Origin of the sequence: Acinetobacter sp. ANC5681 (assembly GCF_023488045.1) — a bacterium.
Classification (GTDB): Bacteria; Pseudomonadota; Gammaproteobacteria; order Pseudomonadales; family Moraxellaceae; genus Acinetobacter.
The window spans coordinates 176,751-190,891 of sequence record NZ_JAMFKZ010000003.1; the positions used below are offsets into that span (position 1 = coordinate 176,751).

The window sequence follows — 14,141 nt, forward strand, 5'->3', positions numbered from 1 at the left end:
TCATCGCTCTAAACTCGTCATAATTCTTCTATAAAATTAAGTCGATCCTAATGTCTCATAATAGTCTCTTTAGCACACTTTCTATTGCATTATTTAGCTTGTCAATTTCAGCTTGCAGCAATGATTCTGATCATTCAAATACTGTGGTTGAAACCAAGAAGCAACCCAACATTTTATTCATTATGGCTGATGACTTAGGCTATTCAGACTTAGGCGCTTTTGGTGGGGAAATTCATACACCCAATATTGATGAACTAACCCGAGCAGGTCGTATTTTAACGGATTACCATACTGCCCCAACCTGCTCACCAACTCGTTCACAATTAATTTCGGGAACTGACCACCATTTAGCAGGTATTGGGGCAATGGCGGAACTTAATAAGCCTCACTTACAAAATGAACCCGGTTATGAGGGCTATTTAAATGAACGTTCACTCTCTATTGCAGAAGTCCTCAAAGACAATGGCTACCGAACCTATATCAGTGGTAAATGGCACTTAGGCTTAACCGATGCAACCAACGCACATGCTAAAGGATTCGATCACTCATTTACGTTATTGCAAGGCTTAGACCTACATTTTAAACAAGCACCGAGTGCCTATAAGCGTAATGCGACGTATACGGAAGACGGCAAACAAGTTCCGATTTCATCCTTACCCGATGATTTCTTCTCTACCAATTACTTCACAGACAAATTAATCAGTTATATCGAGTCAGGTAAAAACTCAGGCAAGCCATTCTTTGCGTATGCTGCTTACACCGCGCCGCATTGGCCTTTACAAGCACCCGCTGAATATCGCGATCGTTATCGCGGTGTTTATGACGCAGGCTATGATGTGATTCGCGATGCGCGTATAGCTCGCCAAAAACAACTCGGATTAATTCCAGCCAACTTTAAGGCGGCTGAACCAATCGCCACGCAAAATGCACCGCAAAAATATGGCAAGTGGAATGAACTTTCAACCGAGCAAAAAGTGCTGGAAGCACGCAGAATGGAAATCTATGCAGGCATGGTCGAAAATCTGGATGCCAATATTGGTCGGGTGATTCAATATTTAAAACGCAATAATCTATATGACAATACATTAATCTTCTTTGTCTCAGACAATGGTGCAGAAGGCTTTATCCGTGGCAATTACGGTGCTGAATCAGGTTTTGATAACGGCGTGAATAATGTGGGGACATCAAGCTCTTATCACTATGTTGGACCACGTTGGGCGGAAGTCAGTGCTGCGCCATTCCATCTATGGAAAGATACTGCAGGTGAAGGTGCAACCACCGCACCTGCAATTGTGAAGCTCCCTTATCAAAGCAAAGCCCAAGCCATGCATCATGGTTTTGCCTCAGTCTTGGATGTGTTCCCAACCGTGCTCGACTACGCAAATATTGCCGTCCCACAAGGTCAATACAAAGGCCGTCAAATCAATACGCCAAGCGGCTATTCATGGAAACCTTTACTCGACAATAAAGCACAAGCGATCCGCCCCGTTAACTTTAGCTTTGCCGATGAATTACATGGCAGTAAATATGCCCGTCAAGGGGACTGGAAAATTGCATTACAAGGTAAATCAGAACTCGGAACAGGTGCATGGGAATTGTATAACCTCAAAAATGATCGAGGCGAAACGCAAAACCTTGCTCAAGATAATCCGGCTAAATTACAAGAGCTGATAAATGTATATAATCAATATACCCAGCAAAATGGGGTTAAGGAATATTTCCTTAAATGAAATGGGTATGCATTTTAGTTTCACTGATCAGTCTGTCCCTCGTGACAGGCTGTAGCAAAGTTAAGCCTGCTGCCACTCAATCACATACACAAAACAGCACATTGGCTCTATTGGGCTCATTACAGCAATGCCAACAGTATTCGGGCTTACCTGAGGCATGGCAAAACAGTAAAACTGCAGGTATGGTCTGGATTCCTGAAGGTTCATTTCAACTGGGTTCAAACTTAGCCTACCCTGATGAATTGAATTTTGGCCAAGCACAACGCCAAGTAACAGGTTTTTGGATTGACCAAACCGAGGTGACAGTTGCTCAATTCTCCAGTTTTGTCAAAGCCACAGGCTATATCACTGATGCAGAAAAGCAGAAACAGGCTGCAGTATTTTCACCTGATGTGAACAACCCAAAACAATGGTGGCAGCTGAAATCAGATTACACATGGAAAACGCCGAATGGTGCTCAGGGTCAGCCTCCATTACCGTCTGAACCTGTTCGCTATGTCACTAAAAATGATGCTGAACACTATGCCGTTTGGTTAGGTCGGGACTTACCTACAGAGCAAGAATGGGAATATGCCGCCAAAGCAGGTTCGAAAAGTGATACTCCTTTACACCAAGCGCCACAAGATACGCATCAACATCCACAAGCCAATTATTGGCAAGGTGAATTTCCTTTCGATAATACGGTTGAAGATCATTTCCAAAGTGTGGCGCCTGTCGGCTGTTATGCTTCCAATGCTTTTAAGTTATTCGATATGATTGGCAATGTCTGGGAATGGACCTCTTCTGCTTATCACGGCGCACATGATCAGCACATGGGCAATTATGCGGAACTTCGTCAACAAAACAGCACCGCAACGCAATATGTACTCAAAGGCGGTTCTTTTCTTTGTGCCTCCAACTTTTGCGCACGCTATCGAAACAGTAGTCGTTATCCACAAGAATTTGATTTGGCAGCAACCCATGTGGGATTTAGAACTATTTTACGTACAGTCGAATGATACAAATCTCTATTAAAAACATGCGTCATTACGCTAGTCGAAAAGTGAGGATCAATTTAAAGTAAATGAGAAAGCAATAAAAAGAGGATGCAATGATGAAAATAATACTGCTTTGCTTCAGTACTTTAATCACATTTAGCTTGTCGGCCTGTGCCGTGCATACCCCTCATGGCAGTGTGATTGTTGATCCAGACAACCACCATGATGGTCATAGTGATTTTTGTCCTCCAGGACAGGCTAAAAAAGGACGTTGTTAAATTCAATCTCGCCTAGGCTTTGATAGGGCTTAGGCATTTTCATCAAATGATAAAGTTTATTCAATTTTTTCTTTCAAATAATTCATCTCATCAAATTGTATAAATAAAACTAGAATATATTTCAGTTACTGATTTCATTTCATCAAAACCCATATAAACTACATGGAAATGTATTCTATTTATTCTAATGGGATTTTTGAATGGATCTAAGCCAACAAAGCACTGTCATGGAAATCTTGAATAAGGTGCAGCATGCTGATGATTGGATTATTTTATTAGAACAACTGAATCAACATTTTAATCTACAAGCCTCTCAACTACTCGCCGTTGATCTTGAAGTACAAGCGCTATCTTTTAGTGTTCATCATGGCGTTGATTTTGATGAACATCAACTTGAACAAGCCGCACTAAAACAAATTCGTTTAGATATAGATGATGATCCTCGCTTAAACAAAATGTTAGTGGCTCCAATGCAAGGTTGGATGCATTGTTTTCAACATTTCACAGAAGATGAAATTCTTCAAACTCAAGTCTATCAACAAGTATTAAAACCTCTAAATTTACGTTTTTGTTCAGCAATACAAATTCTTTATGATCATAAAGTTTGTATCATACTTTCATTTTTGACTAGCCCCGAACGAGGTGCTTTGAGTTGTTCTGAATTACAACCGATTTATGAATTATTACCGATACTACAGCAAAAAATTCAACAATATCGACATCATTTTGAATACTCGACAATGACCTTACTCGGGTCCCAATTAATTCAAAAAATGAATCAGCCTATTGCGATTATTAATTTGAATGGCGATATTCTTGAATTGAATATAGAAGCAAAACAGCTATTGGAAAATAGTAAACTGATCCAAATCAAACAACGTCGTTTTGCATTCAATGAAAGTAGCCAACAACAATTTGAGTTAAACCTGATTGAGCTAGAACGCCTACATAAACGCCATCATGACTTAAGCTACGCTGAACGCAGTAAAATTATGATGATTGATGATCATTTATTCTTAACACTAGATTTATTAAGTCCAGAAAAAACACACAAGATTTTTGGTCTACGTCCAGTTTTACTCGCCACATTTTCTGGTTTAAAACATAAACCTAAATATCAACGAGAAATATGTACTCAGCTTTTTATGTTCACACCTGTAGAACACAAAATATGTGAGCAATTACTTGAGGGTAAAACCACCAAAGAAATTGCTCTCTCACACGATATTCAGGCTGATACTGTCAAAAAACATCTACAAGCGATTTTCAAGAAAACCAAAACGCATCGACAAAGTGAGTTAATTCAATTATTGATGCAGTTTTTATAAGCATGTAAAGATGAAAGTTTCTAAGCAATCTCCGCTGGGAAAGTAATCACTTGATCAATTTTCATCTTATTCATCGCAACCATCAGTAAACGATCAATTCCAAGTGCAATCCCTGAACACTCTGGCATGTGGGGTAAAGCTGCTAACAAGTGTTGATCCGTTGGAATGACGGGTAATCCTTGTTGAGCACGTTCGATATTATCGGCGTCAAAACGTTCAGCTAAAACTTTGGCATCTAAAAGCTCATCATAGGCATTGGCAAGCTCTAAACCCTCAATGTATACCTCGAAGCGTGCTGCGACTAATTCACCATCCTCATCTGTTTTTACCTTAGCCAACGATGCCATTTCAGGCGGAAAGTCAGTTAAAAATACAGGTGCATCAAAGCCTAAACTTGGTTCAACGAAATGCGAAAATAATAAATCCATATAACCCAAGCGATCATTTCCTAAATCAAGATTGAGTCCTACACGATTCGCAGTTTCTTTAAGTTGCTTTAAATTCGCTTGTAAAGGATTAATATCTAAACGATCTTGAAAAGCATGCTTATAACTCAAAATATACGGACGGACTTCACCAAAACGATGTGCCAAACACACTTCTAGTAAATCTGCTGTTTCATGCATTAAACCTTTTAAATCTAAACCAGGTCGATACCATTCCAGCATGGTAAATTCACTATTATGCTTACGCCCATGCTCATCATCACGGAATACTTTACAGATTTGATAAATTGCTCCACTACCACTGGCCAATAAACGTTTCATTGGAAATTCAGGTGAAGTCTGTAAGTACTGAGTATTTAATTTGCCATGAATATGACGTTGTACTTGTACAGATGCCAAATGAACATCGGTTACAGCAGCTTGAGACAAAACAGGTGTTTCAACCTCTAATACCTTACGCTCAGCAAAAAACTGACGAATCTTTTGATACATCTCTGCACGTGCTTTTAATGCCTCAATAGAACAAGTCGGTTGATAGGATTTCATATCTTGGCTCATGCTTTTGGTCCACCGTGTGCCGCCCATTCACGACGTAAAAGATAATTTTTACGAAGTAAATCAAATGCTTTTTGTTCAACTTTAGCATTTTGAACACAAGCTCTTAATTGTTTATCATCTTCAGCAATATCGTAAATTTGAGTGAGATGTTGTTTAAGCACAGCTTTTAAATCCTGCTGCCCGAAATATTGTTCCACCTGAGGCAATTGACTCTCAAAACGCTTTGAGGCTTCATAAGAAAATTTATCGCAAAATGCCTCATAAATCATCTGTGTTCCTCTCGCTTTGCCTTCAAGGCTATACCCTGCAATATGTGGGGTGGCTAAAGCTAATAAATTCAGCAATTGCGCTGGAATCTCTGGTTCAAACTCAAAGACATCCAAGACAACTTTACGGTTGTTTTTTTTAATATCGTTCATCAATGCAGATTGTTGAATCACTGGACCACGCGCACTATTAATCAAAATTGCGGATGCTTTCATTGCAGCAAATGAAGCATCGTTGAACAAATGTTGTGTTGGATAATCACCAGCTAAGGTTAAAGGGACATGAATTGAAATCGCATCAGCCTGTTTTAACAACTCCTGAAAGGATACATTTTCAATGCCAGCGAGTTGCACATAAGGGTCATAGCCAATCACATTCCAGCCCAACAATTGAGCCATCACTGCGAGTCGACTCCCTACATTGCCTAAGCCAACAATTGCTAATGTAAAAGCTTTCTCTTGTTCTAATAAGTCGATATTCAAATGCAATAAAGCAGTAATCACATATTCAGCAACGGCTTGCGCATTGCAGCCCGCAGCATTACTCCATGCAATATGCTGCTGTTCCAAAGCTTGAATATCAAGATGATCTGTACCAATTGTCGCACTGCCTACAAATTGAAGCTTGGTCTGATCAATTAAGGCATGATTCACTTTAGTCACCGAGCGAACCAAAAGTGCATCGGCATCTTGGACATCATTATGAGTCAAGGTGCGCCCTGCTTTATGCTGTATTTCAGCAAAATCTGCAAAAAAATAATCGGTAAATGCCAAATTTTCATCTGCGATAATTTTCATGCAATTCTTTCCATCGATTTGTATGTGCTTATTATCCTTAGCGCAAAGGAAATTGACAAATCAAATCTGAAAGTTCCAGTTAAAATGTCGAGAAACACTACATTTTTGATGCAATCATGCGACTTATTGCCAATCCTCTGTCTTACTTTTAATTTTATAATAGTAGTGTTTTCTTCATAAGCAGTTTTATTATGACGCCTTACTCTCCCTACAAAGGCAAAAGTGGTATCAAACGTATTTTTAATGCAACAGGCTATTCCCTTGCCGGATTTAAAGCTACATTTAGCCATGAAGCCGCTTTTAGACAAGTCCTTTTGCTTAATTTAATTTTGATCCCAATCAGTTTTTCTGTTGATGTCTCAGCCCTAGAACAAGCACTCATGGTGGCTGTTTGTTTGCTTGCAATTATTGTTGAACTATTTAATTCAGCAATTGAAGCTGTAGTTGATCGTATCTCTTTAGAAAAACACCAACTTTCTAAAAATGCAAAAGACATGGGCAGTGCTGCTCAATTTGTTTCTCTTGCGATTATATTTTTTACATGGATGATTATTTTATTTCGATAAGTCATTATAAATTCTGAATAAAAAAAATCCCTGCATTAGCAGGGATTTTTTTAATCTAGGAAGAAGATGTAATTACATCATTCCGCCCATACCACCCATACCGCCCATATCTGGACCAGCTGGTTTGTCTTCTGGAATGTCAGTAATCATGCATTCAGTTGTCAACATTAAACCAGCAACAGAAGCTGCGTGCTCAAGTGCAGAACGCGTTACTTTAGCTGGGTCTAGAATACCCATTTCCAACATATCGCCATATTCACCAGTTGCAGCGTTATAGCCAAAGTTACCTTCACCCGCTTTAACTGCATTGATTACAACTGATGGCTCATCACCAGCATTCGAAACGATTTGACGAAGTGGCGCTTCAATCGCACGGCGTAAAATGTTGATACCCGCAGTTTGATCTTCGTTTGCACCTTTTAAGCCATCCAATACGTTTACAGCACGTACCAGTGCAACACCACCACCTGCTACAACACCTTCTTCAACTGCTGCGCGAGTTGCGTGAAGTGCATCGTCAACACGGTCTTTCTTCTCTTTCATTTCAACTTCGGTTGCTGCACCAATTTTGATGACTGCCACACCGCCTGCTAATTTAGCAACGCGTTCCTGAAGCTTTTCTTTATCGTATTCAGAAGTTGACTCTTCAATTTGAGCACGGATCTGTTGAACACGTTCAGCGATTTGCTCTGCATTGCCAGCACCATCAACAATCACTGTATTTTCTTTAGATACAGTAATTTTGTGTGCAGTACCCAAATCTTGAAGAGAAGCTTGCTCTAAAGACATGCCGACTTCTTCAGAAATAACAGTCGCGCCAGTCAAGATCGCAATGTCTTGAAGCATTGCTTTACGACGGTCACCAAAACCAGGTGCTTTCACCGCACATACTTTGATAATACCGCGCATGTTGTTCACAACAAGAGTCGCAAGCGCTTCGCCTTCAACATCTTCAGCGATGATAAGAAGTGGTTTACCTGTTTTAGCAACTGCTTCTAATACAGTGATTAATTCACGAATGTTGCTGATTTTTTTATCAACAAGAAGAATGAACGGATTTTCAAGTTCAGCAGTTAAAGTATCTTGCTTGTTCGCGAAGTATGGAGAGATATAACCACGGTCGAACTGCATACCTTCTACAACGTCTAAAGCATCTTCGAAGCCAGAACCTTCTTCTACAGTGATAACACCTTCTTTACCTACTTTTTCCATTGCTTGCGCAATCAATTTACCAACAGTTGTGTCAGAGTTTGCAGAGATTGAACCCACTTGTTCAATTGCTTTGAAATCATCAGCAGGTTTTGCATTGGTGCGGATATTTTCAACAACCGTTTTTACTGCGATATCGATACCACGTTTTAAATCCATTGGGTTCATACCTGCAGTTACAGATTTGATCCCTTCATTTAAAATTGCTTGAGCAAGTACAGTTGCCGTTGTTGTACCGTCACCCGCGATGTCGTTGGTTTTAGAAGAAACTTCACGAACAAGTTGAGCACCCATGTTTTCAAACTTGTCTTTTAAAGAAATTTCTTTCGCAACTGTTACACCATCTTTAGTAATGTGTGGTGCACCGAAAGAACGGTCGATGACAACATTACGGCCTTTAGGACCTAAAGTTACTTTTACTGCATCTGCAAGTACGTTAACGCCTGCGATCATTTTTGAGCGAGCTGAATCACCAAATTTTACGTCTTTAGCTGACATGTTAAACTCCGAATCTTTTTAAATACTGAATCTGAAAATAAATTTGAGTTATGTGTCGAGTTAGCCTTCAAGCACAGCTAAGATGTCCGACTCTTTCATAATTAAGAGTTCTTCACCACTTACTTTTACTGTTGTACCTGCATAAGTACCGAACAATACTTTGTCACCAACTTTAACGTCTAAAGCACGAACGCCATTGTCAGTGATCTGACCATTACCCACTGCAATGATTTCACCTTGAGAAGGTTTCTCAGCAGCAGAACCTGGAAGTAAAATACCACCAGCCGTTTTAGTTTCTTCTTCTACGCGACGAATCACAACACGATCATGTAATGGACGAATGTTGCTCATAATTAACTCCATCAGACTTAGTCTTATTGATTAATGTGTGTCGCCAGTTCATGGCAACACATATAAAATTTTGATATGCCACTTTTGTGGGGTTAAAAAAAATGGCTTCAAGGGGTAAAAAGAATTTTTTTTATAAAAAATATGCCTCAGGTTAAAAAAAATACAAAAAAGAGACCATTGCTGATCTCTTTTTTATCTTGCAGGATTTCTAGATAATAAGTTGCTGATTTGCTAACAACTCATCCAGAGTGGTATGGATCTGGTTTAAGGTCACAAGTTGAACCTGTTGATAGTTACTCACATCCCCATCTCGGTCTATACTGATCACAGTATGGTCTCCATCCTGACTCACATTGATAAAGCTAGATAAAGAGTCGGCTGAACTGTCACCTGTATAATCAGTTAACAATTCACTCAGATCAATTTTATCTGCCTGTGAATCTTCCTGCACATTGCCAACATGGAAATCCTGCCAGCTATCGACCAACCCATCACTATAGTTCAAGAGGTTATAGATGACCGTATCCGAACCTGCACCGCCAAAGAAAGTATCGTGCCCACCACGCCCATCCAGAATGTTATCTCCTGTATTACCTGTGATGACATTATCCAGCCAATTGCCTGTAGCACTTAAATTCGCACTACCAACCAGTTCTAAATCCTCAACATAACGCCCACTTTCCAAATAAGACTCAGCACTGGTTGGATCATTAACTGAATCATAGTGGTCTACCAGGCTATAACTGACAGAGCTAATAATCTTGTCATGGCCACCAAAGTCTACATCTCGATAGCCCTGATCAACCAGTTGGTTTTCCCAATAACCGCCTTCAACCCACACATCTTCATAGGTCTCATAATATTCAACAATATATTCCTGAACAAAATCATAAGCATGATCCACCTGATAGATATTATCGGTATTATCTCCCCTAAACTGATCTACGGTAATATGCGGAATTTCCGTCTGGTTCACCGTCACAGTGGGACTATGGTTTCCTGCACGATCCACCACAGTCACATCGAATGAAGTGGCATTGGTTTCAGCATGGCCCGTCAGATAACCCCTCTCATTTATTGCAAGTTGCGTTGCTGCATCTGGTGCTGTCGTATCATTCGTCGCAACAATAGTACTATCTGGACTTTCATTTTGATTGCCATCAACCACTTTTACAGTCAAGGTTTCACCATGCCAGTATGAATACCATAAATAGGTCGTGAACGTTCCATTAGCATCTACTGTGGTCTGTCCAACCTGATTATTGTCAGCATCAAAAATCTTAACGGTTAAATAAGCTTCAGCCAGCCCTGAAAGTATTTGTCCATTTTCCAATACGAGTTCTGTTGCCGCTTCAGGCACAACATTATCTATTGGTGCAGTAATTTCGGTATAGGCGCTTTGGTATCCATTTTCCTCCACAACAACACGTAGGACTTCACCATTTGCCTGAGGTAGATATAACTGAATATTAAAGTGTCCAAACTCATCCACCGTACCACTACCAATCGCATTGCTTTGTGTATTCACAATACGGACGTAGCCATTTGGTACTGCATCGCCCTCAATAAAGAAGCCATTTTCAGACACCACTACATTTTCGGCTGGATTCGGTGCATTGCTATCCACATTAAAACTAATGCTGAATGGGTTGCTCACGTTTTTTGCTAAATCCGTGGCGGTAATAAAGAGCTGTTCACCACGCAAGATTTGTGGATAGACACTGAGATTGAAATAACCTGTCTCATCGACTTGGTATTCGCCTCGAAGATCACCATCCGCATCCACTATCTTAATGGTTGATTTAGGTTCTGTTTGCCCAGCAACAGAATAGCCATCCTCACTGATCACGACATTTTCAACAACAGGAAGAATATTGTCCAAAGGTGCAACGATTTCAGTAATTGGGCTATATTGATTTGTAGAGGAGTCAAAAACACGGACCTGTAATGTCTGCCCTTGTAGATAATAGTCATTTAACTGAATACTGAATGTGCCATCCTCATTAACCAGTGTATTCCACCAACCACTATTGACACGTTCACCAGCTGCATTGGTCACTACAATATAAAAACCTGCCGTTGCCATACCTGTCAGAACATGTCCCTCAGCATCAAGCACCAAGTCAGTCGCGGTCGCTGGTGTATCCATCAATGCAGGCAAAACCTTGTAGACAGGGTCACTGCGATTTCCAGCGGCATCTTTCACCACAATACTTAACTCTTGTGACTGGTATTGGCTCAGGTTAATCCCTTGACCAAAGGAACCATTATAATCCACATAAATCGACGTAATAACTGCCCCATATTTGTCAATAATTTCAACAATTGCATTCGGTTCAGCTTCCCCAGAAATCCATCCTTCAGGTGTAACCGTGACATTTTCAGCGGCTAGAGGCGCAATGTCATCATTTAATGCAATAGCGGTTACTGGATTACTTTCATTTTCCGCACGGTCAACCACAATAAAGGTGAGCTCCTGACCATCCAGGAATACCTGATTGAAAGAACCATAAACATTACCATCACTATCAGTATACCCCTGTCCAACCTGATTGCCCTGATACAACACCTTAATAGTGCTATTTGCTTCAGCAATTGCGGTGAAATTCCAGCCGTTTTCATTGAAAATAATATGACTGACATCCAGTGGGTCGGGTTTAAGCTCATCAATTGGGGCATCAATTGTTGCCACTTCACTGATATTACCAGCACGGTCAGTGACAGTAACCTTTAAGGTTTCACCATGTAGATAATAGTCATTTAAGTTGATTATAAATGTGCCATCCACCGCAACAGTAATATTTGCGAACCATGCGGTTACTGAGTTTCCATTTGTATCAGTCACTTGAATGGTTGCGTACGGCTCCGCTTTGCCAAGCAGAATAGAACCAGAACCATCCTCAATCAGTTCAAGATCAGTCGCAACCGCTGGAGCATCACGGTCAGTCAGGGCATTTTGATTAACTGTGTCACTTTCATTCTGCGCACGGTCAACAACGATAAATGAAAGTTCCTGCCCATCCAGGAATACCTGATAGAAATAACCAGATACCTTGCCCTCACTATCTGTGTAACCACTGCCAACTTCATTACCCTGATAAAACACTTTCACCGTGCTATTGGCTTCGGCTGTTGCAGTGAAGTTACGCCCATCCTCATTAAACTCAATATTTTGGATTGGTTCAGGATTAGTATTATCCAACGGCGCAACAATCGTGGCTTTTTCGCTGACCAAACCAGCACGGTCAGTGACAGTGACAGTTAAGGTTTGCCCTTTTAGATAGTACTGGTTGAAATAAATTTCAAATGTGCCATCAGCCTTGACATTGTTGTTCCATTGATAGACGAGGTTATCATCCTGATCATAAACCTGAATGGTGGCATTCGGTTCGGCTATACCTGTTAAGACTGAACCGCCATTCTCTTCGATCAAGACAAGATTTGTTGCTGGATCTGGTATAGAGTCATCATTTATCGCATTCAGTGGCACTTCAGCACTTTGGTTTCCAGCACGGTCAAATACGATAAATGTAAGTAACTGGCCATCTAGATAAACATGATCAAACCAGCCTGAAACATTCCCCTCACTATCCGCATATCCAGTACCGACCTGGTTGTTACTCGTATCGTAAACCTTAACCGTACTATTGACCTCGGCCTGAGCTGTAAAGTTCAGACCATTTTCATCAAAAACAACCTCATCAATCGGTTCAGGATTCGTATTGTCTGTTGGCGCAACAATCGTTGCACTTTCACTGACATTATTGGCAGCATCCGTCACTGTTACCGTTAAGGTTTGTCCTTTTAAATAATACTGGTTCAAATAAATGGTAAATGTGCCATCAGCATTAACATTGTTGTTCCATTGATGGACGAGGTTATTATCCTGATCATAAATTTTAATGATGGCATCAGGTTCCGCTTTACCTGTTAAAACAGAACCACTACCACCCTCACTAAGTTCAAGCTCTGTCGCAGCTTCAGGTCGGGTCACATCACCCAATGCAACTACATTCGCTTCATCACTCTCGTTTCCTGCACGATCACGCAATACAACCGTGAATTCTTCATTATCAACATAGGATTGGTTGAGTTGCAGACTAAATTCACCATTAGCATAGCTTTCAGTAGTTCCAACCAATAACCCATTTTGATCAAATACATTTACCTTTAAACCAGCAGCTTCGGTCAAGCCTGTTAAAGTCCAGCCATCTTCACTGATGAATAAATCGGTTGCGATTTGAGGCTTCAAGGTATCCACCACAACCGTTTCAATAGCTGTCTCTACAATATTGCCCGCAACATCGGTTTCAATCGCCTTAAACTGATACGTTCCATCTGCCAGATTTGTCTGTTGTGCTGTGGTGGTTATCCATGTCAATCCACCATCTGTAGAAACCTCATAATGATCAGTAATCGCAGCTTCTTCTCCAATTACGATTGGATGTAAGGATTGCAAATCAAAGCTGTTGTCTTGAGTAATTCGGTCAATTGCTGACGCACCAGTATCATTCAAATTGCTAAATGTTAAGGTTCCTGCAACAGGTGATGTATTATCCACAACAACAATTGGAGACAGTGTCTCTGCACTATTACCTGCCTTGTCAGTTACAATCGCCTTAAATTGATAACGGCCATCAACCAAATTGCTTTGTGCAATATCAGTATTAACCCACACACCATTATCTTTAGAGACCTGATAAACGACCGTTGTTCCTGCTTCCTGTCCCGTTAAACTTAGGTCAAAGGCTTGGTCTTTGGTGATGTAATCTGTAGCCGAAATACCTGTATCATTGAAATTTGCGAAAGCTAATGTTCCAGTTACGGGTGCCGTATTATCTACAGTGATTATTGGAGATAAGGCTTCTGCACTGTTCCCTGCGACATCGGTCACAACGGCCTTAAACTGATACACTCCATCTGCCAAATTACTTTGTGCTGTATCAGTATCAACCCAAGTCTGTCCACCATCGATCGATATTTGATAGACAACTGTAGTTCCAGCTTCTTGTCCTGTTAAAGTGAGATCAAAAGCCTTGTCCTGTGTAATTCGGTCTGTAGACGATGAACCTGTATCGGTTAAATTGCTAAATGAAAGCACCCCTGCAACTGGTGCCGTATTATCAACGGTTACTT

The 14,141-nt window shown here is 40.6% G+C and carries 10 protein-coding genes; 5 read left to right on the top strand and 5 right to left on the bottom strand.

What is annotated here, in order from left to right:
- Positions 1 to 50 precede the first annotated feature (50 nt).
- The 4 genes from M5121_RS03540 (at position 51) to M5121_RS03555 (ending at position 4,313) form a co-directional block, all read left to right on the top strand.
- On the top strand, positions 51 to 1,730 hold the full coding sequence (locus M5121_RS03540) for an arylsulfatase (protein ID WP_249570363.1): 1,680 nt from the start codon (positions 51 to 53) through the stop codon (positions 1,728 to 1,730).
- A complete protein-coding gene (locus M5121_RS03545; RefSeq protein ID WP_249570364.1) occupies positions 1,727 to 2,728 on the top strand; it encodes an SUMF1/EgtB/PvdO family nonheme iron enzyme in 1,002 nt (333 codons plus the stop codon). The genes M5121_RS03540 and M5121_RS03545 overlap by 4 nt, the downstream gene beginning before the upstream one ends.
- Before the next feature lie 95 nt (positions 2,729 to 2,823).
- Positions 2,824 to 2,985 carry a hypothetical protein gene (locus tag M5121_RS03550; protein ID WP_087536989.1) on the top strand — a complete coding sequence of 54 codons (162 nt, stop codon included), beginning with the start codon at positions 2,824 to 2,826 and terminating at the stop codon, positions 2,983 to 2,985.
- Positions 2,986 to 3,185: 200 nt separating this feature from the next.
- Positions 3,186 to 4,313, top strand: a complete 1,128-nt coding sequence (locus M5121_RS03555; protein WP_249570365.1) for a helix-turn-helix transcriptional regulator — start codon at positions 3,186 to 3,188, stop codon at positions 4,311 to 4,313.
- Between the two features lie 20 nt (positions 4,314 to 4,333).
- Here the strand turns inward: M5121_RS03555 and epmA are convergent, their stop codons facing one another.
- Positions 4,334 to 5,317 carry an EF-P lysine aminoacylase EpmA gene (gene epmA, locus M5121_RS03560; protein WP_249570366.1) on the bottom strand — a complete coding sequence of 328 codons (984 nt, stop codon included), beginning with the start codon at positions 5,315 to 5,317 and terminating at the stop codon, positions 4,334 to 4,336.
- Positions 5,314 to 6,381, bottom strand: a complete 1,068-nt coding sequence (locus M5121_RS03565; RefSeq protein ID WP_249570367.1) for a 4-phosphoerythronate dehydrogenase — start codon at positions 6,379 to 6,381, stop codon at positions 5,314 to 5,316. The genes epmA and M5121_RS03565 overlap by 4 nt, the downstream gene beginning before the upstream one ends.
- A 191-nt stretch (positions 6,382 to 6,572) precedes the next feature.
- On the opposite strand from M5121_RS03565, the gene M5121_RS03570 reads away from it, so the two are divergent.
- Positions 6,573 to 6,947, top strand: a complete 375-nt coding sequence (locus M5121_RS03570) for a diacylglycerol kinase (RefSeq protein ID WP_249570368.1) — start codon at positions 6,573 to 6,575, stop codon at positions 6,945 to 6,947.
- A gap of 72 nt (positions 6,948 to 7,019) precedes the next feature.
- On the opposite strand, the gene groL is transcribed toward M5121_RS03570, so the two are convergent.
- The 3 genes from groL to M5121_RS03585 all read right to left on the bottom strand — a co-directional run.
- Positions 7,020 to 8,654 carry a chaperonin GroEL gene (groL, locus tag M5121_RS03575; RefSeq protein ID WP_249570369.1) on the bottom strand — a complete coding sequence of 545 codons (1,635 nt, stop codon included), beginning with the start codon at positions 8,652 to 8,654 and terminating at the stop codon, positions 7,020 to 7,022.
- Between the two features lie 60 nt (positions 8,655 to 8,714).
- Complete coding sequence (locus M5121_RS03580) at positions 8,715 to 9,005, bottom strand: co-chaperone GroES (RefSeq protein ID WP_005144860.1); 291 nt, start codon at positions 9,003 to 9,005, stop codon at positions 8,715 to 8,717.
- 208 nt (positions 9,006 to 9,213) lie between these two features.
- Positions 9,214 to 14,141 (bottom strand): Ig-like domain-containing protein (locus M5121_RS03585; RefSeq protein ID WP_249570370.1); only part of this gene is annotated, 4,928 nt, incomplete at its 5' end.

Bases quoted from the DNA above. Each gene is read 5' to 3' on its own strand.
- M5121_RS03580 (WP_005144860.1), bottom strand. From the start codon at position 9,005: ATGAGCAACATTCGTCCATTACATGATCGTGTTGTGATTCGTCGCGTA.
- M5121_RS03545 (WP_249570364.1), top strand. From the start codon at position 1,727: ATGAAATGGGTATGCATTTTAGTTTCACTGATCAGTCTGTCCCTCGTG.
- groL (WP_249570369.1), bottom strand. From the start codon at position 8,654: ATGTCAGCTAAAGACGTAAAATTTGGTGATTCAGCTCGCTCAAAAATG.
- M5121_RS03550 (WP_087536989.1), top strand. From the start codon at position 2,824: ATGAAAATAATACTGCTTTGCTTCAGTACTTTAATCACATTTAGCTTG.
- M5121_RS03555 (WP_249570365.1), top strand. From the start codon at position 3,186: ATGGATCTAAGCCAACAAAGCACTGTCATGGAAATCTTGAATAAGGTG.
- M5121_RS03570 (WP_249570368.1), top strand. From the start codon at position 6,573: ATGACGCCTTACTCTCCCTACAAAGGCAAAAGTGGTATCAAACGTATT.
- epmA (WP_249570366.1), bottom strand. From the start codon at position 5,317: ATGAGCCAAGATATGAAATCCTATCAACCGACTTGTTCTATTGAGGCA.
- M5121_RS03540 (WP_249570363.1), top strand. From the start codon at position 51: ATGTCTCATAATAGTCTCTTTAGCACACTTTCTATTGCATTATTTAGC.
- M5121_RS03565 (WP_249570367.1), bottom strand. From the start codon at position 6,381: ATGAAAATTATCGCAGATGAAAATTTGGCATTTACCGATTATTTTTTT.